At 44.0% G+C, this 24,415-nt stretch carries 20 protein-coding genes; 1 reads left to right on the forward strand and 19 read right to left on the reverse strand.

The features are described from left to right. Window positions 1–252 precede the first annotated feature (252 nt). The 9 genes from O3651_RS06115 to O3651_RS06155 all read right to left on the reverse strand — a co-directional run bounded on the left by O3651_RS06115 (window position 253) and on the right by O3651_RS06155 (window position 11,265). Window positions 253–1,179, reverse strand: a complete 927-nt coding sequence (locus O3651_RS06115) for an ATP-binding cassette domain-containing protein (protein WP_371609896.1) — start codon at window positions 1,177–1,179, stop codon at window positions 253–255. 10 nt (window positions 1,180–1,189) lie between these two features. After that, window positions 1,190–2,257 (reverse strand): ABC transporter ATP-binding protein, encoded by a 1,068-nt coding sequence (locus O3651_RS06120; protein WP_371609897.1) that lies wholly within the window; start codon window positions 2,255–2,257, stop codon window positions 1,190–1,192. An 8-nt stretch (window positions 2,258–2,265) separates the two neighbouring features. Then, window positions 2,266–3,192 (reverse strand): oligopeptide ABC transporter permease OppC, encoded by a 927-nt coding sequence (oppC, locus tag O3651_RS06125; protein ID WP_371609898.1) that lies wholly within the window; start codon window positions 3,190–3,192, stop codon window positions 2,266–2,268. Further along, complete coding sequence (locus O3651_RS06130; protein ID WP_125447248.1) at window positions 3,192–4,688, reverse strand: ABC transporter permease; 1,497 nt, start codon at window positions 4,686–4,688, stop codon at window positions 3,192–3,194. Before O3651_RS06130 ends, oppC begins: the two co-directional genes overlap by 1 nt. 65 nt (window positions 4,689–4,753) lie before the next feature. Continuing rightward, entirely contained in the window at window positions 4,754–6,730 is a 1,977-nt protein-coding gene (locus tag O3651_RS06135) for a peptide ABC transporter substrate-binding protein (RefSeq protein ID WP_371609899.1), read from the reverse strand. 140 nt (window positions 6,731–6,870) lie between these two features. Beyond that, a complete protein-coding gene (locus tag O3651_RS06140; protein ID WP_371609900.1) occupies window positions 6,871–8,625 on the reverse strand; it encodes a glycerophosphoryl diester phosphodiesterase membrane domain-containing protein in 1,755 nt (584 codons plus the stop codon). A 141-nt stretch (window positions 8,626–8,766) separates the two neighbouring features. After that, a complete protein-coding gene (locus O3651_RS06145) occupies window positions 8,767–9,261 on the reverse strand; it encodes a DUF536 domain-containing protein (protein WP_005591876.1) in 495 nt (164 codons plus the stop codon). 114 nt (window positions 9,262–9,375) lie between these two features. After that, on the reverse strand, window positions 9,376–10,104 hold the full coding sequence (locus O3651_RS06150; RefSeq protein WP_371609901.1) for a pseudouridine synthase: 729 nt from the start codon (window positions 10,102–10,104) through the stop codon (window positions 9,376–9,378). A gap of 9 nt (window positions 10,105–10,113) precedes the next feature. Next, on the reverse strand, window positions 10,114–11,265 hold the full coding sequence (locus O3651_RS06155; RefSeq protein ID WP_371609902.1) for an MFS transporter: 1,152 nt from the start codon (window positions 11,263–11,265) through the stop codon (window positions 10,114–10,116). 195 nt (window positions 11,266–11,460) lie between these two features. On the opposite strand from O3651_RS06155, the gene def reads away from it, so the two are divergent. Next, window positions 11,461–12,093 (forward strand): peptide deformylase, encoded by a 633-nt coding sequence (gene def, locus O3651_RS06160; RefSeq protein WP_041826812.1) that lies wholly within the window; start codon window positions 11,461–11,463, stop codon window positions 12,091–12,093. Between the two features lie 67 nt (window positions 12,094–12,160). Here def and O3651_RS06165 read toward each other — a convergent pair whose 3' ends face one another. From O3651_RS06165 to yajC, 10 genes are all read right to left on the reverse strand, one after another. Further along, on the reverse strand, window positions 12,161–12,391 hold the full coding sequence (locus O3651_RS06165) for a GlsB/YeaQ/YmgE family stress response membrane protein (RefSeq protein WP_005591872.1): 231 nt from the start codon (window positions 12,389–12,391) through the stop codon (window positions 12,161–12,163). A gap of 93 nt (window positions 12,392–12,484) precedes the next feature. Further along, window positions 12,485–13,726 carry an aminopeptidase gene (locus O3651_RS06170; protein WP_371609903.1) on the reverse strand — a complete coding sequence of 414 codons (1,242 nt, stop codon included), beginning with the start codon at window positions 13,724–13,726 and terminating at the stop codon, window positions 12,485–12,487. 21 nt (window positions 13,727–13,747) lie between these two features. Then, a complete protein-coding gene (locus O3651_RS06175; RefSeq protein WP_005591870.1) occupies window positions 13,748–13,900 on the reverse strand; it encodes a hypothetical protein in 153 nt (50 codons plus the stop codon). Between the two features lie 19 nt (window positions 13,901–13,919). Next, window positions 13,920–18,308 carry a PolC-type DNA polymerase III gene (locus O3651_RS06180; RefSeq protein WP_371609904.1) on the reverse strand — a complete coding sequence of 1,463 codons (4,389 nt, stop codon included), beginning with the start codon at window positions 18,306–18,308 and terminating at the stop codon, window positions 13,920–13,922. A gap of 117 nt (window positions 18,309–18,425) precedes the next feature. Beyond that, window positions 18,426–18,806: a PH domain-containing protein gene (locus tag O3651_RS06185; RefSeq protein WP_371609905.1), complete on the reverse strand. Its 381-nt coding sequence runs from the start codon at window positions 18,804–18,806 to the stop codon at window positions 18,426–18,428. A gap of 242 nt (window positions 18,807–19,048) precedes the next feature. Continuing rightward, complete coding sequence (locus O3651_RS06190; protein ID WP_371609906.1) at window positions 19,049–20,899, reverse strand: proline--tRNA ligase; 1,851 nt, start codon at window positions 20,897–20,899, stop codon at window positions 19,049–19,051. A 17-nt stretch (window positions 20,900–20,916) separates the two neighbouring features. Continuing rightward, on the reverse strand, window positions 20,917–22,176 hold the full coding sequence (gene rseP / locus O3651_RS06195) for an RIP metalloprotease RseP (protein WP_371609907.1): 1,260 nt from the start codon (window positions 22,174–22,176) through the stop codon (window positions 20,917–20,919). Window positions 22,177–22,246: 70 nt separating this feature from the next. Beyond that, window positions 22,247–23,050, reverse strand: coding sequence for a phosphatidate cytidylyltransferase (locus O3651_RS06200; RefSeq protein WP_371609908.1), 804 nt, complete (start codon window positions 23,048–23,050; stop codon window positions 22,247–22,249). Window positions 23,051–23,065: 15 nt separating this feature from the next. Next, a complete protein-coding gene (locus O3651_RS06205) occupies window positions 23,066–23,815 on the reverse strand; it encodes an isoprenyl transferase (protein WP_371609909.1) in 750 nt (249 codons plus the stop codon). A gap of 196 nt (window positions 23,816–24,011) precedes the next feature. Further along, window positions 24,012–24,347, reverse strand: a complete 336-nt coding sequence (yajC, locus tag O3651_RS06210) for a preprotein translocase subunit YajC (RefSeq protein WP_125372110.1) — start codon at window positions 24,345–24,347, stop codon at window positions 24,012–24,014. Window positions 24,348–24,415: the final 68 nt, after the last annotated feature.

Consider the following 24,415-nt stretch of genomic DNA (forward strand, 5'->3'; position numbering starts at 1 on the left):
TCCTTATATTTTCACAAACCACCCCTTGATGAAATCGTTTGCATTGAATAATACTATTATACCACTATTTTTAATTTTGTAAAGGCTTTTATAAAAATTATTTTAGGACTTTTTCCTATGTTTAGTGGAATAATATATAGAGTAAGGTGAACTTCTAGTGTGCAAGCGATTGCGTATGTTTCCATAAATTTGCTGAAAGAACAATAAAAAAAGCCGAGAAACATTCAATTCCATGTTTCTACAGCTTCTTTTTTATTTATATTCTTTTTTATAACGGTCCACTTCTGCCTGATTAGCCCAGACATAGTGACCAGGACGGATCTCAACCATGCTAGGTTGATCCACTGAGTAATCATGCTGCTCTGGATCGTAAACCTTTAAGACCTTTTTACGTTCCAGAATCGGGTCTGGAATCGGCACAGCAGACAAAAGGGACTGCGTATAAGGGTGGATTGGGTTGTTAAACAACTCTTCTGTCTCTGCCACCTCAACGATAACCCCTTTATAAATAACAGCGATTCGATCTGAAATAAAGCGAACTACAGAAAGATCGTGGGCGATAAAGAGATAGGTCAAGCCAAGTTCTTTTTGGAATTTTTTCAAAAGATTCAAGACTTGCGCACGGACAGATACGTCCAAGGCAGAGATTGGCTCATCCGCAATGACGAAATCTGGCTCCATCACCAAGGCACGAGCAATCCCAATCCGCTGACGTTGACCACCAGAAAACTCGTGAGGATAGCGTGTCAAATGCTCAGCCAAGAGACCGACTTCACGAATGATATTCTTAACCTTTTCTTGACGATCTTCTTCATTTTCAAAAAGATGGTAGTTATAAAGACCTTCTGAAATGATATAGTCAACCGTAGCACGCTCATTCAAGCTGGCTGCTGGATCTTGGAAAATCATCTGAATCTTACGAATCAATTCAGCTTCATCAGCTTTAGATTGCTTCCCGTTAATTTTTTTGCCTTCGTATAAGATGTCACCTGCACTGGTATCATTCAAGCCGATGATAGCACGGCCGATGGTTGTTTTACCAGAACCAGATTCACCTACGAGGGAAAAAGTTTCTCCTTTATTGATAAAGAAATTCGCATTTTTTACAGCTACAAACTTCTTACTTCCTTCGCCGAAGGAAATTTCTAAATCTTTAATTTCAACTAATTTTTCAGTCATTTCCTTCCTCCTAAGCTTCTAAGTGATTGAAGCCCATTTTTGAACGAATTTTATCATGAAGGTTTTCGATAATGGCTGGTTTCTCAACCTTTGGCGCATCTTCGTGCAAGAGCCAAGTTTTAGCCCAGTGCGTATCGGAAACCTGAAAGGCAGGAGCTTTTTCTTCGAAATCAATGGCCATTGCATAGTCCGAACGAAGTGCAAAAGCATCCCCTTTAATGCTAGTATATAGCGACGGTGGTGTACCTGGAATCGAGTAGAGTTCACCATTTGCTTCAGCTAACTGCGGCAAGCTAGACAGCAAGCTCCATGTATATGGATGTTTTGGATCGTAGAAGATTTCTTCAACTGTTCCATATTCAACGATCTCGCCAGCATACATAACCGCCACTTTATCAGCAATACTTGCTACAACACCAAGGTCGTGGGTGATAAAGACAGTCGTAAAATGGTATTCTGCCTGCAATGACTTGAGCAAGTCAATAATTTGGGCTTGAATCGTCACATCGAGGGCAGTTGTTGGCTCATCGCAGATCAGAATATCTGGACGGCAAGCCAAGGCGATAGCGATAACAATCCGTTGACGCATCCCACCAGAATATTGGAAGGGATACTCTTCAAAACGTTTTTCGGCGTCTGGAATTCCAACTTTAGTCATGTAGTCGATTGCCATTTCTTTGGCTTCTTTACTTGTTTTTCCTTGGTGTTTGATGATAACTTCGGTAATTTGACTTCCGATTGTATTAATCGGATCTAGACTAGTCATCGGATCTTGAAAAATAGTCGCAATTTTAGCACCACGAATGGGTTCCCAGTCCTTGTTGCTCTTGAGGGCAGTCAAATCAGTTCCCCGGTAATCAATCGTTCCTTGAGCTACACGGCCATTTTCCTCCAACATTCCAGTAAATGTTTTTGTCAAAACAGATTTACCAGAGCCAGACTCTCCAACCAAAGCTAGAACTTCACCCTCAACTAAGTCAAGAGAAACACCGCGAATGGCGGTCAATACTCTGTCACGGACGTCAAATTCCACGACAATATCGCGAGCAGTCAATATTACATTTTTATTTTTTGTCATATTTACTCCTATCTATGTGTCCGTGGATCACTTGCATCAGCTAAGTTTTGACCAACTACGAAGAAGGACAGGGATACCAAGATCAGGGTTGTCAATGGAATCCAGAAAAGGTAAGCGTTGGTTGTTACGTTTTGTGAATAGTCGGAAATCAAGCGTCCCAAACTTGGTACTGTTACAGGAAGACCAAGTCCAAAGAAGGACAGGAAGGCCTCATAAGAGATAAAGTTTGGAAGCATTTGAGAAGTTGTGGTCACAATAACTGACACCAACTGGGGCATGATATTCTTACCGATAATTTTAAGAGTTGGTGTTCCCAAGGTACGTGATGCCAGATTATACTCCAAATCACGGTAGCGCATAATTTGAATACGGATCGTATACGCAATCCCTACCCAACCAGTGATGGTCATGGCAAAGATCAAGTTCCAGAAACCAGCACCGATAGAGTAAGTCAAGACAATGACAATCAAGAGTGCTGGAATATTTGAAATGACATTGTAGACTTCCATCATGAAGCGGTCAACCGCTTTGGAAATTCCCCAGATAGCACCAATAATAATTCCGATAATCAGGTTAATGAGTGTTGCGATAATCGAAATCAGAATAGAATTCCGAGCACCAAACCAAACACCGTCAAACAATGATTTACCATTACTGTCTGTACCAAACCAGTGTTCAGCATTTGGTTTGATATAGCGCATACTAAAGTCATTTACCTTGCTGACATCATTGAAATCGAAATCCGAGAACATTGGATAAATGAAACTCATCAAAACGATGGCAATCAGAATCCCTAACATGATCGTCGTTGATTTCTTTTTCAAGAATTGACGCATAACGGAGCGCCAGTATGAATAAGCTGGAGCATCAATCGTTTCAGAGGCAAAATCGTCACGTTTGACAAATTGGAATTTACTTTTATCAATTGTAGCCATTATTTACCTCCTTTAGATGTTAATTTAATACGTGGGTCAAGCATTGTCATCAAGATATCACCAACTAAGAGGGCAAAAATTGAAAGACAGGTGAAAATGAATACAAGACCAACCACCATTGAGTTATTTGATGCCTTAACAGAATCAATCAGCATTTTACCCATACCAGGAAAAGCGAAGACAGTTTCTGTCAGGGTCGCACCTGCAATAACACCAACGATAGAAGCTGGAATACTAGACACCAACGGTACCATCGCATTCTTGAAAATGTGCTTGTTCGAAATTTCTTTCTCAGAAAGACCTTTGGCACGAGCAAAGCGGACAAAGTCTTGGGATTGTAAGTCAATCATATAACGACGGATCCAGACAGCTGTCACAGGTGCGCTCAAAAGTCCCAAAATCAGAGATGGCAAAACATAGGAACGCCAGTCGCCTGCTCCCAAAATTGGGAAGGAATCTGGAAGTCCAACAGCTGAACCAGCCAAACGAACAATATAAACAAGAGCGATGGTTGGCAATGACATCATAAAGGTCAAGGCACCTGTTGAAATACTATCAAACCATGTATTTTTCAAACGAGCCATATAAGAACCAAGCGGAACAGCAATCAAATAAGAAAGCGCCACACCAATCAGACCAATAATAGATGAGCTGACAATCATCGATGGGTTTTGATAGTTATTCTTGGTTGCAGTGTAAGCATCTCCCTTGCCATATTTAGCAATATCCTGCGAGTCTGCCTTACTTGGAGTCTTGTAGGTACGAGAGTAAATATCTACAGCAGAAGTTTTCTTACCTGTTGGGAATTGAACTTCTGATGATTTTGTTTGACCTTGTCCTTGGGAAATAACTTGCAATACAGGCGTATTCGCATAAGTAGGATAAGAATTTCCTAGGTTCAAACTAACAAAGTTTTGGTGAACAAATGGGAATTGGCCATTAAAATATAGAAGATATTTATGACGAGTACCAGAACCTACGACTGACCAACCAATGGCCGGGTCATTTTCGATACGGATATAGCGCTTAAGATTTGGATTTTCCTCATCTTGAATCGCATTTGGATGATCAATCTGAATCAGATTAGCATAGAACTCAAGTACACGCTCGTAAACTGGAACTTCACGAACAGCATAGAATTCTTTGCTTTCTTTGAATTGATACAATTTCCAACCTTTGCCAAGTTTTTCAACATAGGCTTCGTAGATCTTTTTATTCTCATCGGTTGCCTCAGTAGTTACAGATTTATTTTCCTTCTTGGCTTTTTCCTGTAACTCTTTTGTATCATAATAGTCGATATAACCCATCCGCTCATAGACTGTATTTTCATAGTTTGTCTTTTTATCTTCGGTTGTGGCTATCTTATTGTAGTTCGGGTCTTGTTTGAAAATCAATCTTCTCGGAACCATTGTATAAATAATGGTATAGGTCAAGGTCGTTACCAAGAAAATCGACACAATTGAGCGTAAAATACGCATAAAAATGTATTTCTTCATTTATCGTTTCCTTTAAATTTCAAAAGAACTTTCTCTCGTTATTAGAGAAAGTTCTAGTGAACGATTTATTCTACATGACTTTCGAGATCTTTTTGTGCTTTCGCATTTGACTCTTCTTTTTCTTTCAGCCATTTCTTACGAGCTGCTTCGTAGTCTTTCTTCGTTACTACTTCGTCTTTCACTTTAATACGTTTGAAGTAAGTAGAACTTGTCTTATTACCAGTTTGAGCATAAGCGCCTGAGAATGGCTCGATACGTGAGATAAATGGTGCTGCACCAGGATTTGCCATCAATGGAACAACAAGAGAGTTGTCTGTCAACCAAGCCTGAGCTGCTGCATATTTTTCGTAGCGAGTAACAATATCTGAAGTTTCCTTACCAGCTTCATTTACCAAGCGGTCAAATTCATCTAAACCAACTTGCTTAGCGGCTACATTGTCTGCTCCCTCAAAACCAAGGTAAGTCTTTGTAGTTTTAGTTGATGTAGTTTTCAAAATATCCAAATAAGTTGATGGATCTTGATAGTCAGGGTTCCAACCAACAGCTGTTGAGATATCCCAGTCTTCGCCAGCAGCATTTGGTGCATAGTAAGTAATGTTGTAAAGATCATCTTCTGACATTTGTTGAATATCTACAACAACATTCTCAGTTCCCAAAGTCTTTTCAACAGATTGCTTAAGCGATTGTGCGCGGTTAACCATTGGCTTAGAAGTCTGAGCAACTGGGAGATCCAGATGGATTGGGAATTCCACTCCGTCAGCTTGTAGAGCTGCTTTTGCTTTGGCAAACTCTGCTTTTGCTTTCTCAGCATTAAAGAGGCCATCTTGACCGTCCTCAAGTTTAACACCTTTCCATTCGTCACCCAATGCAGCAACTTTCTCTTCTACAACGTCACCAAAAGATTTATCGCCAACTTGAACAAATGAAGGTGGTACATAAGTATTACGGACAGCGTAAGGAGCACCCTCTTTACCATTGATCTGTGCTGAGTATGATGTGCGGTCAATAGCAAAGTTCAAGGCTTGACGGAAGTCTTTGTTAAGAATCGCTTTCTTAGTAGCAGACTTCTGAGCATCTGTTGTTTTGCTTGTATGGTTGTAACTTTGACGATCAATATTGACACCCATAACAGCTACACCAGCACTTGGCGGTGTGAAAAAGATATTATCCTTGAAGTCTTTTTCTACTCCAGCATAGTTTGAGCTTGTAGGGTAGAGACGAGCTACTGTGTAGGCGCCATCTTTAAAGTTACGAGCAAGGGCATCTTGGTCTTGTCCATCAAAGTAAGACAACTTGATAGTATCGACATGAACATTTTCCTTATCCCAGTAGTTTTCATTCTTTTGATACTCAACAGCAGACTTAGCAGTGATAGACTTCATCAAGAATGGTCCATTGTAAAGGATAGAAGATGGGTCAGTAGATTGACCAAATTTGTCCCCTTGTTTCTTAAGGAATTCAGCATTAACTGGCCAAAGAACTTGTGAAGTTGTCTTTGAATTCCACTGTGGTTCAGGTTGGTTCAAAGTATATTGGAGAGTGTGGTCGTCAACTGCCTTAACTCCAACAGTAGAGAAGTCAGGTGTTTTACCATTTACGTAGTCATCCAAGCCTTTTACAGATTGTTGCACAAGATAAAGGGCTTCAGATTTCTTATCAGCAGCATGCTTGAGGCCAGTCACAAAGTCCTGAGCTGTCACATTCCCGTATTCTTCACCTTCTGAAGTGTACCATTTAGCGTCTTTACGGATTTTATAGGTATAAGTCAAACCATCTTTAGAAACAGTCCAAGACTCTGCAATAGACGGTACAAAATTACCATATTGGTCATTTTCCAACAAACCGTCCACACCGTTAGTCACGAGGTCAGATGTTGAAGCCTTACCAGACGTCACATAGTCCAATGTTTCTGGTTCAGCAGTATAGACATAATTATAAGCTTTTGCTGCGCTGTTTCCTTTTGATGAACCAGAACAAGCAGCTAAAACGCCTACTGAAAGAAGGCTAACCCCAGCTAAAGCTAATACTTTGCTTTTTTTCATACGAATTCTCCAATTTTGTTTTTTAGGTTTACTTAGGATTATAGCACAAGAAAGGAAAAAAGTAAACTAAATTTTCTGAATATTATGGTAGCCATGCAATGACTCTACTCTATTACTCGTGTTCATGTTCCACTGCTATCCTAAGAAAAACTTAGCAAGTCTAAAGACTTATTTAATAGAAGGGTAGTATAGTCCGGATCATCCTTGAGTTCCTTGATGGAACTTTGAACCAACTCCAAATCATCTGTAATCATCCCATCCACTCCTAAGCGAAAGGATTTGACGATGCTATCCTCATCATTAATGGTCCAGTCATAGAGACGTTTGTCGGATTGCCAGAGTTTATTGACAAAATGTTCATCCAAGGTTGAATACTCCATGGTGTAGCCAGAAGCCTTAGTTCGTGGAAAGATTGTATTATAAGGCAGGATAAAGAAACTGGGGATAGAGGAGTCATATTTGACAACCTGATCGATGACTTGGTAGTCCAAAGACTGAATCTGGTGTTGATAAACCTTGATTTTGGCACCATACTTGCTCAAGAATCGCTCCATCATGTCCTTGGAGTCTTTCTTGCTCGTCTTGATTTCTATCAAAAGGCGCTGGCCGAGTTGATTGGCTCGAGTAAAGTAATCGTCAAAACTAGAAATCTTAGCTCGATAGCCATTTTCTGAAATCTCTAGCGAAGTCAACTCAGCCAAGGTTAAGTCTTGAGTTTGGGCATCAAGGCCTGCCAACTGCTTCAGGTTTGCATCATGCATCATGACAAATTGCCCATCCTTAGTTTCCTGCACATCCATTTCTACCAGGTCAGGCTTGAGCAATGCTGTTTTTTCCAGCGCTTCTACGGTATTTTGGATTCCATTTTCCCTCGAAACCCCTCTATGGGAAATCGTAATCGGAACATTCTCCAAAGGGAAATTTAGATAGACATAACCTTCTAATGAAAAGCTTAAGCCAGCAATAGCCAGAACAAACCAACGCATTAGAGATAGGCCTCTTTTCGGTGGATAGTCATTTAAGGTACGATCTGTCAGGAAGGAGACAAATTTGAGAAGGAAATAGGACAACATAGCATAGTAGGCAAACTTAATCAGAACAAAAGCTGCAATACCGCTAAAGAGGACAACCTCATTTGGTTGAGTGTGCATGTACTGCTGTCCTAGTATAGCTGGAGCTGAGAGAAAAGTATAAAGCAGAAAGCTTTTGATAATAATCCAAAAAAGATGCCTAGTGTAAAAGAAAAGGCGGTTCTTAGTCTTGACCAGACTAAAGCGAATTGCCTGAGGAACTGTTGCGTGCTCAAAAAAGAGCTGTGGTAGGGCAAACATTAGTCGCACTGCCACCATAAGCATGCCGACCACAAGAAATCCCATGAAAACAGCGAACACAATATTATTTGCCAAATAGGTGACAATAAAATCCGGAACCAAAATTTTATTGAGATAGTAGATTTTCAAAATTTGGCGCAAAAAAGGAAAAAGAAAGCCCATATAAAGTACGATAAAGAGCATCTTCCCTGGGCCAGCCTTCTTGACAATAGCAAAACTATCCCTGAATGTTTTTCCAAGAAAAGCGAATACTGGTCGATTTTCTTTATCCAAAAGGTTGCGAATCCCCATGAAAATCATGCCGCTCTGGAAATAGGCTACAAAGAGATTGACCACAACGAGGACTAGAAAACCTAGACCGACCAGCCAATTAGAGCTGAGGACTGCCCAGGCATTGTTGTAAGACAAAAAGAGATAGCCTGTCTGTTTGAGCAGGTATTCTGCTGCGTAGGAATTAAAGGGAATCCAAGCATACTCCATCATCATAAAGACCATGAAAAAGAGAACTAGGATCTTGTCTAAATTATGATAAAAGCGCTTAAAGCTAAGTTTTTCTGGTTTCATCTTATTCTTCTTTCAAAAATTTAGGCGAAACAGGGTAGTCAAGTTACAGTGGCTACAGTGAGTCCGCTCCTGTTATTGCCATCCTGGCTCCATCCCTTCTTTGACAAATAAATCCCAGCTTTTCAACTGAGATTTTCTTTCTTATTTACCAAATAAACGGGCGAAAAATCCTTTGTTTTCCTGCTTTTGCACCTTCTCCTTGGCTTCATCCAGTTCCAAAAGAAGGGTTTCCCGCTCGCTCATAGCCTTGGCTGTCAACTGCTGCTGCTGGTCCAGCTGCTTATCTTTTTCAGCAATCTGCACGTCCTTGACACGGAGTTGTTCGTCTTTCTTAGCCAGCTGGTTATCTTTAGCCTTGAGTTGCTCATAAAGGCGCAAAATCTCAGCATTTTTTTCATCCACTAAGATTTCCATCAACTCGCGCTGTTTGACTTCTTCGCTGACTGGCTCATCTTCAAAAATGGTCTTTTTATAAATTTCTTCTAGCTTAATCAGGCCACTGCGGGTCACGACTGTGACCCCTTTTTCATTTTTTTCTGTATCTTCTGGCGGCAGAGCCTTGACACGATTATTGATTGCCTGACGGCTGACTCCTAAAATCTCGGCCAGCTCGCTGACTGTCTTTTCAATTGCCATAATTTCCTCTGAAACTTTTTCTAGATATAGTTACCTAAATCTTATCATATCAAGGCTTAACTGTCAAATAAAGCAAAAAAGTGAAGCAATACATTGCTCCACTTTCCTAGCTTTCTATAGTTCAACTTGAAAAATTTCCAAACTCTGCATTTCTTCTTCTGTCAAGCGTCGCCATTGCCCCAGTTCCAGACTTGGATCTAGCTGCAGAGGCCCCATAGACAAGCGCTGAAGGTCGGTGACTTCCTTCCCACAAGCTAGAACCATCCGCTTCACCTGATGAAACTTACCTTCTGAGAGCGTGATACGAACCAGACTGGTCTGTGCTCCTTCATTTCTTTCGATAATTTCGAGCTGGGCAGGCTGACAAGTGAAGTCTTTAAGCTCGATTCCTTGAGCAAAACGCTCAACATCTGCCTGATCCATCAGACCGGCAACCTGGGCCTGATAAACCTTAGCCACATGGCGCTTGGGGGACAGCATAGCATGCGATAGCTGACCATTATTAGTCAAAAGCAGAAGCCCATGCGTGTCTACATCTAACCGCCCCACAGGAAAGACTTCTTTTTGACGGGCAGTATCGTCCAATAAATCTAAAACCGTTTTATGGCGGTCATCTTCAGTGGCAGAAATGACACCCTTAGGTTTATTTAAGAGGTAATAGACAAATTTCTCATAAACAAGGGGCTGACCATCCACCACAATCTGATCCGACCGCTCATCAATCTGTGTCTTGGCCGACGTGACCGCTGTCCCATTGACCCAGACTTGACCTTTTTTCAATAGTTGCTTGACTTGACTGCGCGAGCCAAGTCCACTTTCCACTAAAAATTTATCCAGACGCATATTCTTCTCCTAAGCAGACTTTTTCTTGAGAATTCCGAAAGCCAGCACTGCCATTAAAACCATCAGACTGCCCAAAACGCCAAAAATAAAGGAAGCTTGGCTTGAAAATTGACTAATCAAGGACAAAAAGAAAGTTGTAGCGGTAGCTCCAGCACTACAACCTAAAATCACAATCGAGGTTGCTTGATTCAAGGATTTGCTAGGGATTCTCTCTGAAAGAATATGAAAAATCGCTGTCAGACTGACACTATAAACAAAGCCAGAAGCGATGGTAACCACACTCAAGAGCAAGAGATTGGGTACTAAACCAATCATGATGGAAGTAAGGCCAAAGGCCACTCCTGCAACCGTCAATAAATTTTCCTTGAAATAATGAAGAAGCGGTGCAAAGGACAAGCCTGCGGCAATACCAATCAACTGCATAGTTGAAAGAATCAAACCTGCTGTCTGAACACTTCCCATACCAGACTTTTCAACCAGTCCAGGCACGCGCACGTTGATAACCACATTCGTCAAGACAATCACCGCTGCTACTAGGGCTAGGCCAATTGTCAAAAACCACTGTGCAGCTGTCAAGCCTTTGCCTTCCTGATGAGCTTCATGATGCTTCTCCTCCTTGCCATAAGGCACAAAGAGCAGGTAGAGGGCTAGAACAATCAAACCCGAAGCATAGACCAAGAAAGAAATTTCCCAGCCAAAGCGAAGCAACTGGCTCACTCCAAGTGTCAAGAGAGCCGTCCCGACAACTTCAGCCGATCCACGTAGACCGAGGGTCTGAATCCGTTCCTTGCCCTCATAACGTTCGCTGATAATCGAAATGGCCTTGGCATTGAGCAAACCAACTCCCATACCAAAGATCAGACGCGAGGCAAAAATCACCCAATACGCCTTATTCACGAGAGGAACAAAGCCGCAAAGAGAGAAAATCAAGAGCCCCGTCACAATCATCTTTCGTTCCGATAAATATTTCTCCACCAGACCATTTAAGATTAGCATGAGCATAATCCCAGCCGATGGGAGAGAAACCAACAATTCAATCCAGCTTTCTGGCAGGTCTTTATAAAAAGCAAACATAGCCGATTGGGCACTGGAAATCGAAAAGGAGGTCGTCAACACTAAAGAAAGTGAGAGAATACTCACTTTTTCCATAAACTTTTTCATTCTATTTTCCTTTAAAAATCACACTCATTCTATCATACAGTTTTTTAGAAAAAGACGCAATCATCTTTGCTTAAAAAAATCAGCCGTTAAAGAGTACATTCTTTCGAAAAATTTCTCGCCTAATAAAAGAACAAGCCCTTTCTTTATTTCTGGCGGGATTTGTGTTATGATGAAGGGAGGAAAAAGGAGAGAATCATGTCTGTTATTGAAAAAAAATCGGTTATGGATAAATTAACCAAGGCAGCTCATTTGATTGATATGAGCGATATTATTCGCGAGGGAAATCCTACCTTGCGTGCGGTTGCTGAGGAAGTCAGCTTTCCCTTATCTGATCAGGAAATCATTTTGGGTGAGAAAATGATGCAGTTTTTGAAACATTCTCAAGATCCTGTCATGGCTGAAAAAATGGGGCTCCGTGGCGGAGTCGGTCTAGCAGCTCCCCAGCTGGATATTTCTAAGCGAATCATCGCTGTGCTGGTGCCAAATCTGGAGGACGAAGAAGGAAATCCACCTAAAGAAGCCTACTCACTGGCTCAGGTCATGTACAATCCTAAAGTTGTGGCCCACTCTGTGCAAGATGCAGCTCTAGCTGATGGAGAAGGCTGTCTGTCGGTTGACCGAGAAGTGCCAGGCTACGTGGTTCGGCATGCACGAGTGACCGTGGATTACTTTGACAAGGACGGTCAAAAACACCGCATCAAACTCAAAGGCTACAATTCTATCGTGGTTCAACACGAAATTGACCACATCAACGGCATTATGTTTTACGATCGTATCAATGAAAAAGATCCATTTGCAGTGAAAGACGGCATGTTGGTACTGGAATAAACAGATCGTATATTGTAATCAAAAATACCTAGACGTTTTCGCGTCTAGGTATTTCTTTTACACTATTCTAAGTACCTCGATCCCAGAAAAGAGCCAAGAGGATCACAGCGCCCAAGACTGAGGGAAGAATGGCTGTGTCCGCTAACATCGGTCCCCAGTGACCAAAAAGCAATTGCCCAAGCCATGAACCAAACCAGCCCAAGAGGATTTTTCCGATACAACCCATACGTTCCCCGCGGCTGGTAATAGCCCCAGCCATGAGACCAATAATAAAACCGACAAACATACTACCAATCATATAGGATCCTTCTTTCTATGTTTATAGTAAAGTTTCTCAAGAAGCAGGCGGGAGCTGCCAGATTAAAAGTGCCCGTCAAAACAACTTAAAATCTTAAATTGCCCAATCTCCATTGCGGAAGATTGCTACACGGCTACTGTCTTCGCGGATACCATCGATATCCATTTGATTAGAGCCAATCATAAAGTCCACGTGAACATCTGAGCGGTTAAGTCCCGCAGCTTCAAGCTCTTCTTCGCTCATATCTGCTCCGCCAACCACGCTGGTCGCATAGGCTGCACCGATAGCCAAGTGGTTTGAAGCATTCTCATCAAAAAGGGTGTTGAAGAAGGTAATGCCTGACTGTGAAATTGGACTTGGATCTGGTACCAAGGCACATTCACCCAAGGCACGCGCACCCACATTTTCAAAGACAAGATCCTTCATAACCTGGTCTCCCTTCTCAGCAGTAATGTCCACAATCTGGCCATCCTTGAAGGTCACCTTGATGCCTTCGATGATATTTCCATTATAGCTAAGTGGTTTTGTAGAAGTGACATAACCATCTGCCCTACGGAAGTCAGGCGCTGTGAAGACTTCTTCTGTCGGCATATTTGGCAAGAATCCTTCTCCCTGCGCATTGACAGCACCGGCTGATTCCCAAACGTGGTTCTTTGGCAAGCCAAGTGTCAAATCAGTTCCTGGCGCTGTGTAATGAAGAGCTGAAAATTGCTCCTTATTAAGCATTTCTGCCTTGCTCTTAAGGATAGCAGCGTGTTCTTCCCAAGCCTTCACGGGGTCTTCTTCGTAAACACGGCAGGTTTTGAAAATTTGGTCCCAAAGGAGATCAACTGCTTCTTCGTCGCTCGCAGCATTTGGAAAGACTTTTTTGGCCCACTCAAGTCCAGCAGCAGCTGCGACGGTCCAGCTAACCTTGTTGGATTGGGTTGCGATCCGCATTGGCTTCATAGCCAATCCCATAGCTTTGGCAGAAGCTGAAAGCTTGTCCGCGTCCACACCGTTCAAGGCACCTGGGTCAGAAGAACGAACCCCAAGACGGCTGGCCTTGTTCTCCAAGAGATAGTTCATCTCAGCAATCTTATATTCTGGCACATTGTCCAGACGCTCCATCGGCGCGTGGAGGAATTTCTCACGGTTTATCACATCATCTGTCCACTGGACGATAACCTCATGCGCACCCAAGGCATAGGCTTCTTTTACGATCAAATGCGCCAACTCACGCTGCTCCACATCAATATTGAGCGCTACCGTGTGACCCGGCTGCACATTGATACCATTGGCAACCAAGAGTTTAGCGTATTTTTCTAAGTTTTCTTTAAAATTTGGCAGAACCATTCTGCTTCTCCTTTTCTTTTTTTATTTCTCTTTAAACAGAGACAGCAGGCTAACCGCTGCCACCGTACCACAAATCAAAGCGGTCATTTTCAAAATCGTATCTGGATCAAACTCCAGCTGGTAATCAAACACTTTTTGCGCTGGCTTATCCTGAGCGGAAATGGTCAATTTCATAAAAACCTCTTTCTATATTTTAGAAAAACTCATCAAACAAACTCAACTGGTTGTCCTCGGGCATATTGCCCAGGATTCCCATGTCGTCCATTTTTTCGACTAGGGTGCTAGAGAGGCCGCCACGCTTGCGGAGCTCCGTCTTAGAAAGGAATTCACCTTCTTCCCGCGCTCTAACTAATTGGCGGGCAACGTTGTCACCCAGACCGTCCATAGCAGAGAATGGTGGAATAAGAGTATCTCCTTCGATGAGGAACTCAGTAGCGTGGCTCTTATAGAGATCTAGCTTTCCGAATTTGAAGCCCCGCTCTAGCATTTCATTGACGATTTCCAGAGTCGTATAAAGGTCAATTTCTACATTAGAGGCTTCGTTGTTCTTGCGCTTTTCAGCGATTTCATTCATCCGGCGTTTGACGGCATCAAGTCCGCCACTCATGGTCTTGATATCAAATGCTTTAGCCCGGATAGAGAAATAAGCACAGTAGTAATAAATCGGATGATGCACCTTGAAGTAGGCCACTCGCAAGGCCATCATAACATAGGCTGCCGCATGGGCCTTGGGGAACATGTACTTGATTTTTCCACAGGACTCGATGTACCATTCTGGCACATTGTTTTCCTTCATGGCTGCGATGTAGCCATTGCGCTCTTCTTCAGAAATTTTCAGCCAAAGGCCCTTCCGCACGCGCTCCATAATGGTAAAGGCCATCTTAGGATCCAAGCCCTTGTGCATGAGGTAAACCATGATGTCATCCCGACAACCGATAACAGTGGACAGGTCCGCAATCCCTTGCTTGATCAAGTCCTGAGCATTGCCCAGCCAAACGTCCGTACCATGAGAGAGACCAGATAGCTGTAAGAGCTCGGCAAAAGTTGTCGGATGGGTCTCATCAACCATGCCCCGTACAAAGTTGGTCCCAAACTCCGGAATTCCCAGCATACCCGTCGGCGTGCCGATTTGCTCCTGAGTCACACCCAGAATGTCTGTTCCAGAAAAGAGGGCCATGACGCCAGCATCATCCATAGGAATGTCATTAGGATCAATGCCAGACAAGTCCTGAAGCTTCCGAATCATGGTCGGATCATCGTGTCCCAGAACGTCTAGCTTGAGGACATTTTCATCAATATCGTGGAAGTTGAAGTGGGTGGTCTGCCACTCGGCCGTCACATCATCAGCTGGATATTGGACCGGTGTAAAGTCATAAACATCCATGTAGTTAGGGATAACAACGATTCCGCCCGGGTGTTGTCCAGTCGTCCGCTTGACTCCAGCAGCTCCCTGTGCCAGACGCTCAACTTCTGCGTCCCGGTAGAACTTCCCGTAGTCGCGCTCATAGCCCTTGACAAATCCATAGGCCGTCTTAGCCGCAACGGTACCAACAGTTCCAGCCCGAAAGGCATACTCCGTACCAAAGATATCCCGCACGTCCAAATGGGCGCTGGGCTGATCTTCTCCAGAGAAGTTTAAGTCAATATCGGGTACCTTGTCCCCGTCAAATCCAAGGAAGGTCTCAAATGGAATGTCCTGACCGTTCTTGCTCAGCTTATGGCCGCAATCTGGACAGTCCTTATCCGGCATATCAAAGCCAGAACCATAGGATCCATCCGTGATGAACTCGCTGTATTGGCATTTGCCACAGACATAGTGGGGCGACAGGGGATTAACCTCGGTAATTCCAATCATGGTCGCGACAAAGCTGGATCCAACAGACCCCCGTGAACCTACCAGATAGCCCCGCTCATTGGAGCGTTGTACCAGCATCTGCGAAGCCAGATAAATCACGGCAAAGCCATTCCCCAAGATGGAGGTCAGCTCTTTTTCAATCCGCAAGTCTACGATATCCGGCAGCGGATTGCCATAAATCTCAAAGGCTTTTTGATAGGTCAGCTCGGCAACTGTCTCCTCAGCTTTGTCGATGAAAGGCGTATAGAGGTCGCCCTTGACTACCTCAACCGGCTCAAAGGTCTCCGCCAACTGATTCGGATTGGTGATGACCAACTTCTTAGCTAAGTCCTCGCCCAGGAAGGCAAATTCGTCCAGCATCTCATTGGTGGTTCGGAAGTGAGCCTTAGGAAGTGGAGCCGGCTGGGCATTTTCACCGTGACCAATGGTACGGTTAATCATGGCTCCCTGACCCAGACTGCGGACGATAATCTCGCGGTAGATTTCTTCTTCCGGCTCAATATAGTGAACGTTCCCCGTCGCAAGGATAGGCTTGCCCAAGCGATCTCCGACCTCAATCAGATTGCGAATAATGGTCTGCAGTTCTTCCTGGTCCTTGATTTGTTCCTTGGCAATCAGGGGCTCATAGATAGCCGGAGGCATGACCTCGATAAAGTCATAATACTTGGCTACTTCGACAGCCGCATCCACCCCCTGAGAGACAACAGCATCATAAACTTCGCCTTCTGAACAGGCCGATCCCAGAATCAGGCCTTCACGATGGGCATCCAGCACGGTCCGTGGAATCCGAGGGACACCTTCAAAATACTTGGTATTGGACAGACTGACTAACTTGAAAATGTTCTTGAGCCCCGTCTGATTTTTCACATAAATAGTCGCATGTTTGACCCGAGCCTTCTTGTAGGAATTCTCATCGACCAGATCCGTATTCAGATCCTTGAGATTGGTCACACCATGCTTTTCAGCTACATCCTTGATAAAGATAAAGAGGAGACGGCCCGTCGCTTCCGCGTCATAGTTGGCCATGTGATGATGCTCCAGAGCAATCTGGAAACGCTTGGTCAAAGGCCCCAGACCATGGCGCTTGTACTCTGGATAGAGATTGCGGGCAAATTCCAGCGTGTCAATAACTGGCTGGGTAATTTTCGGCAAATTATGACGCTCATAATTGACATTCATAAAGCCCACGTCAAAGGTAGCATTATGGGCAACGAGGACACTATCCTGGCAAAATTCCTGAAATTCTTTCAGAACTTGCTCAAGCGGTTTGGCATTGCGGACATGCTCATCAGTAATCCCGGTCAGATCCGTCGTAAAGGCCGACAGAGGATGCCCAGGATTGATAAACTCATCAAACTCAGCGATGATATTGCCCTTGTGCATCTTGCTAGCTGCGACCTGAATCAAGTCATTGTAGACCGCTGAAAGCCCTGTCGTTTCGACGTCAAAGACTACATAGGTCGCATCGCTCAGCTCCATGTCCACTTCATTGTAGACGATAGGCACCCGGTCTTCTACAATATTGGCCTCCATACCGTAAATCAGCTGAATACCAGCTTTCTTGGCAGCCTTGTAGCCATGGGGAAAGCTCTGCACATTGCCATGGTCGGTAATGGCGACAGCCTTGTGACCCCACTTGGCTGCCGTTGCCACGATTTCCTCAACTTCAGGCAGAGCGTCCATAGTAGACATATTGGTATGAGCGTGAAATTCAACCCGCTTCTGCCCCTCAGGCATCAGATCCTTGCGCTCATAGTGAGTAACGGCCTGCACATCCTGCACATTCATGGTCAGATCGCGGGTGAAATTGTTCATCTCCACATTTCCACGTACGCGGAGCCAGGCGCCTTTCTTAATCATGTCAAACTTCTTGGCTTCTTCTTCGTTTTTCATCCATTTCTGCAAGGAGAAGCTGGAAGTATAGTCTGTCATCTTAAAATTGAGCAAGACCCGGCCGGTCCGAGTGACCTTCTGCTCCAAGTCAAAGACCATTCCCTCGAAGACCAGACGATTTTCCTCAGTCTGAACTTCGTTCATCGGGGTAATCTCTGCCTTGTCCAGATTTGGTTTAGCCGCAGCCTTGCGAGCTTGGAAATCATAAGTCGGTTTTTCTTCTGGCGGTGGCGCCATCTGTTGCAGGGATTCCATGGCTTTGAGCGCCTCTTCATTGGCCGCCTGGACAATCTTGTCATTCTCCGCTTGGAAATTCTCTGCTTGTTGCTGGGTCAGCTCATCGCTGTGCTGAACTTGACAGGTCAGATGAGGAAAGCCATACTTAACCAGCTGGCGACTGAGGTTGGGCAGGTGATTCTTGCGAAAATGCTCCGTATCAATGGTCGAAGCCCCCTCAATCAGCAGCTTGTCCCCATCCAAATGAACCCGCAAATCCTGATACAGGCTCTTGAAGCCATGGCTGGCACAAGGCCCCTCCTCAAAGGCCAGCTGGTAATAAGCCTGTAAAAGCTCGTCTGATACCTGAGGAGCCTGACAATGAATTTCAAAGATGGCCTGATTGCCCGTCTTAGAAAACTCTTGAGCTAGGCGCTTCTGCAATTCCCGAAAAATCTCAATGGGCAGAATATTCGCAAAAGAAAAATGAAACTCCCAGACCCGACTGACCTTGTGGACCAGAACCTTCTCAATTTCTGCATTCAAAAAGGCCTCTGAATTTCTCATTTCCAGTGGCATATCCAGTTGATGCATTAAAATTTCAAACTTGTTTGACATGATATTTCCTCATACAGTAGTGACCCTATTTTACCATAAATCAGCACTTTTTTCGATAGAAAAAGAGCCAGACAAGCTTGTCCGCTCTTTGTTCATATTACAAGAAAGCCTAGAGTTTTACCTTAACACTGCTTCTGCCAGCGCTTTTTGGATGGCAATGACACTTTTATCACTTCGGAAAGTTAGGTTTTCGGCTGGTTCCTCAGCACTGGAAACCCAGATTTTCAGTTCAGCGTCCAGGTCAAAGTGACCAGCCGTTTCCACTGAAAAGCGAGAAATGGAGCGATAAGGATAAGACTTATAAGCCGTTTTCTTGCCTGTCACTCCCTGCTTATTCACCAAGATCAACCGCTTATCTGTAAAGACAATCAAGTCACGAATAAGACTGAAAGCCAACTCCACATTTTCTGCTGGCGTCAGAATATTCTCCAATTCTCTTTCTGTTTTTTCAATATCTTTCTGAGAAGCATTGCCCAATAAACCACTGAATAATCCCATATTTCGATCCTCCAATCCATTTTCCCTACTATAGCATTTTCAAGGCCAATAAGCAAAAGAAAGAGAGTGGGACAGAAATCGGTAATTGGTTAGACTTCGATTTCGTCGTCCCACCTCCGCACAGTTGAGTAGGGCTGTAAAAGCTGATGAAATCAGCCTAGTAGAGCCCACTCAACCACTGCGTCTTGCTCGACAATCCAAAGACAATTGAGAGGCTAGGACTTTTGTCCTAGACTCTTGTTTTATTTTGTCAAAATAGACAGAGTTTCCAGCAGATTATCAGCGTGGACTTCAATGGTATCGCCCGTAGCCTTAATCTTGACTTCGACGATTCCCTCCGCGGCTTTCTTACCAACTGTCACGCGGATTGGGAGACCAATCAAATCGCTGTCGCTAAACTTAACACCAGCGCGCTCATTGCGATCATCCACCAGAACTTCATAACCAGCGTTTAGCAAGTTAGCCTCGATTTGATCCGTCAGAGTCAGAGCTTCCTCGTCCTTGACATTGACTGGAATCAGGTGCACATCAAATGGTGCTAGCTCTTTCGGGAAGTTGATGCCCCAAGCATAGCGGAATTCACCCTTAGGAGTTTTATTGACAAAGAGACGAGCGTGTTGCTCCATAACAGCAGAGAGGAGACGGCTAACACCGATACCGTAGCAACCCATAATCATCGGTACTGCTCGGCCATTTTCGTCCAATACATTAGCATTCATGCTGTCAGAGTAGCGAGTTCCCAGCTTAAAGATATGTCCAATCTCAATACCACGAGCAAACTTAAGGATGCCTTGGCCATCCGGCGAAATTTCACCTTCACGAACTTCTCGGATATCCACATACTCTGGGCTAAAGTCACGGCCTGGATTAACACCAGTCAAGTGGTAGCCATCTTCATTGGCTCCAGCTACGGCGTTAGAAAGGTCTTGGACTCTACGGTCTGCGATAATGGTCACATCTTCTGGCAGATTGACTGGTCCTAGTGAACCAAAGCCTGCGCCCAAGAGATGACGAACATCCTCTTCACTAGCGACTTCAAAGAAATCTGCACCCAAATGGTTTTTCAGCTTAACTTCGTTGAGTTGGTCATTGCCGACAAGGAGGGCTACGACAGGCTTTTCATCAGCCATGTAAACCAAGGTCTTGATTGTTTCTTCTGTATCAACTTGTAGGAAAGCTGCCACCTCGTCAATAGTCTTGCAGTCAGGTGTTTCCACACGCACCAACTCTGCTTCAGTCACTACTTTTTTGTTTGGTTTGTAAGCATTGGTTGCCATTTCTAGGTTGGCTGCATAGCTAGACTCACTTGAGTAGGCAATGGTATCTTCCCCAGAAACCATCCACTTGAGCAATTCTGCCTTGATTTCTTCTTGCACTTCTGCAGGAATTTCATCAAATGAGGCAACCGACTTGTCCAAAACCACCCAACGGTCAAGATCTGTACGAGCAGGTGTGATAGCCATAAATTCCTGACTATCCTTACCCCCCATAGCGCCACCGTCACCGATAATGGCTTTGAAATCTAGTTCGCTGCGAGTGAAGATTTTCTCATAAGCAGATTTGTACTCATCATAAGTTACATCCAAACTATCATAGTTAGCATGGAAACTATAGCCGTCTTTCATGATAAATTCACGGGTACGAAGAAGTCCATTACGTGGACGTTTTTCATCACGGTACTTAGGCTGGATTTGATAAAGGTTGAGCGGTAATTGCTTGTAAGATTTAACAGAGTCACGGACAATGGAAGTGAAGGTCTCTTCGTGTGTAGGACCCAAGATAAAGTCTGACTTCTCACGATTTTTTAGTTTATAAAGGTCTTCGCCGTAAGTTTCATAACGGCCAGATTCGCGCCAAAGGTCCGCACTGAGAAGAGCTGGAGCCAACATCTCAACCGCACCAATCTTGTCAAATTCTTGGCGCATGATCTTCTTAGCTTTTTCGATAACACGGTTAGCAAGTGGCAAGTAAGAATAGACACCTGCTGATACTTGACGAACATAACCCGCACGGAGCATCAAAGCGTGGCTGATGACCTGCGCATCACTTGGCATTTCGCGAAGTGTTGGAATAAGCATTTTACTTTGTTTCATTCAGATTCATTCCTTTTCTATTTCAAAAATAATTTCATAATATCGTTCCAAGTAACGGCAATCATCAAGATAACCATGACCGCCACTCCAGCAAGGGTCAAGTAGGTCTCTACCTCCTGCTTGAGTGGTTTCCGACGAACCAGCTCGATCAAATTGATCAAGATTTTTCCACCATCCAAGGCCGGAATGGGGATCAAGTTAAAGATTCCGATATTGATGGACAACATGGCCATCAAGGACAGGATAGCTGGAAGTCCAAGCTCCGCCGCTTGCGAACTCGCTTTGTAAATTGCAACCGGACCACCCAACTTGTTCAAACTAAAGTGGAAGATAATATCCTTCAAGGCCGTTAAGATACGAGTTGCTGTGTACCAAGTATCTGTTACACCTGACAGAAGCTTATCGAGGAAGCCCGTCTTCACAGCATTGGTCACACCGATATAATAGCGTCCACCATCTTCTTCTGGTTGGACCGTCACTTTTTGAGTCTTCCCGTCTCGTTCATAGGTAATCGTTACTTCTGGATTTTTTCCTTGATCACGGGTGGCCTTCTGGACAGAATCTGTCAACTCATCCCAGTTGGAAACCTTGTATTCATTGATCTGAACGATCTGGTCATTGTCTTTCAAACCAGCCTTAGCCACCACTCCTTGAGGAACGACCTGAACATGGTTGCTATAGTAGTCCACTGCTCCTCCTCGCATAAAGGCTAGGAGAGAGTAGACGACAATACTCAAGATAAAGTTATTCATGGGACCCGCAAAGTTGGTAATGAGTCGTCCCCAAATACTAGCGTTTTGATACTGCACATCCAGAGGGGCAATCCGTACTTCTGTCCCATCTTCCTCAACGATGGTTGCATCATGGTGGACAGGATAGGTTTTGGTCTCTTCGATGACGATTCCTGTAATCTGAAGTTTATCCTCAAAATCAAAATCTGTGACATTCATGGGGAGAGCTGTCTGGTCGATATTTTTTCCCGAAAGGTTGATCCGAACAACAGTTCCCTCAGGGTTCAAAGTCAGACTGACAGGCGTTCCTGTCTTAATCTCTGTCGTATCTTCGCCCCATCCTGCCATTCGAACATAGCCTCCCAGCGGCAGAATCCGAATCGTGTAGGCTGTTCCGTCCTTGCCAATATGAGCAAAGATTTTCGGGCCCATCCCAATGGCAAACTCACGAACTAGAATGCCTGATTTTTTGGCAAAGTAGAAATGTCCAAACTCATGAACCACCACGATGATCCCAAAAATAATAATAAATGTAATAATCTGCATAAGTGTAATCTTTCTCTTAAGATTGTTCATTAAGCCAAGAAGGCTTTAGGTTGCTTGGCCACCAAACTCCTTAGAACAGGCCAAAGAGGTGCATCAGTGGAAAGACAAAAAGCAAGCTATCAAAGCGATCCAAAACACCGCCGTGACCCGGAATAAACTTCCCTGAGTCTTTGACACCGAAGTGACGCTTGATGGCGCTCTCTACCAAGTCGCCAAATTGGCCAGCAATACTAAAGATAACGGTCAAGAGCAACATGGTCACAAAGCTATACGGAGTGGCAACTTGCGGACGAACAGACATAAAAATCGCCGAAACCAACACCGCTGAGATAATGCCTCCTAAACTGCCTTCAATAGTTTTATTTGGCGATACCTTTGGCAATAATTTTCTACGCCCGTAGCGAGTACCGACCAGATAGGCTCCACTGTCTGTGGCCCAGACGATAAAGAGGGCCAGCAAAACCTTGTCTACATTCACCAAACGGGCATCGATCAAAGCATTAAAACCTAGACCAACATAAAAACTAGAAGCAATCGGATAAGCCGCATCTTCAAAACTATAAGAGGAACCTAAAACAGTCGCTCCTAGCAAGACGAAAACGACCAAGCCATAAGCCATCACATTGCCGTCCACGGGCAAAAACTTCAAGTAATTCTCAAGTGGCAGGGTCAAGACAAAAGCTGCCAGCATAGCCAATCCGCCCTCTAAGGTCGCTGTCGGAAGCCCCTTCATCTTAAGCAATTCATTCACTGCTAGCATAGCTAGAAGGCCTACACTGATCTGGAAGGGAATTCCTCCCATCTTCACTAGAGGAATAAAAATAACTAGAGCAATTCCTCCAAAAAGAAGACGTCTTTGTAAATCTAAACTCATCTTTTTCTCCCTCCTTTATACACCGCCAAAGCGTCGATTACGACGATTATACTCTACAACCGCATCCTTCAAAGCCTTCTCATCGAAATCCGGCCAAAGAATATCTGTAAAGTACAACTCGCTATAAGCTGTCTGCCAAGGGAGGAAATTGCTAAGGCGCAGCTCGCCACTCGTACGAATAACCAAGTCAGGATCTCGCAAGCTTGCAGGCAGACTGCTGGTGTAGAGATAAGCTCCAAGCATTTCCTCTGTAATATCCGCTGGTTGGACTTTCGCTTCTAAAACATCTTGGGCAAGCTTCTGAACCGCTTGATTGATTTCAGCTCGGCCGCCATAGTTCAGGGCGAAATTCAAAATCAACCCCGTATTCAAGCGAGTCAGCTCCTCAGCCTTCTCCAAGGCCTCAAAGGTTGCTTTAGGAAGTCGCTTCGTGTCGCCAATCATTTGAATTTTTACATTGTTTCTGTGTAATTCTGGCACATAGCGGTCATAAAACTCAACCGGCAGATTCATAATGAAGGACACTTCTTTTTCTGGTCGCGTCCAGTTTTCCGTTGAAAAGGCATAGACTGTCAAGACCTGCACGCCCATCTCCTTGGCTGCAATCGTTACCTCTTGCAAGGCTTCCATACCTGCCTTATGACCGAAGACACGTGGCTGCATGCGTTTTTTTGCCCAACGACCATTGCCATCCATGATAATCCCTATATGCTTGGGAACAAGCAAGGCCTCATCGAGCTTTTCTTTTTTCTTAAAACTAAACATATTTTTTATCCTATTTAAAGTTTTATCATTTCATTATATCATAAATCCTTTAAATGTGGGCAGGAGAGCTGATGATAAATAGTTAGTAGTATATGCAGGCAGGTTTCGCTAGTGTTGTGCAACTATAATATTGTAAAAGATGAGCTTACAAAATGTCCTTAAAATAAAAAAGACAGCCTCTCGACTGCCCTATATCCTATTCTTCAATTGCAGTATCTTCATCAGACACAGCGATATCGCCTTCCACTCCCGTAGCAGCTGGGATGCCTTCTGTCAATGGCAAAACCGTCTTAATGGCTGCCAATTCAAATGTCAAGAAAACACCGTCTACGTCCAAGACAACAGTCTTACGCTCTGAATCAACTTCGTCAACAGTTCCGTAAAGGCCACCAATGGTAATGACTTCATAGCCTTTTTGCAGTTTATTAAGGCTTTCCATCCGTTTTTCAGCTTGCTTTTTCTGTGTCCGTACTTGGAAATACATCATTCCTACTAGTACAACAAAAAAAATAATCATCATTGTTGGATTCATTTCTCTTCTCCTTTGGAATTCATCTACTAATTACTATAGCAGATTTTGGCAATTTTGACAAGGCAGGA

The organism is Streptococcus sp. 27098_8_73, assembly GCF_041432495.1.
Lineage (GTDB): Bacteria > Bacillota > Bacilli > Lactobacillales > Streptococcaceae > Streptococcus.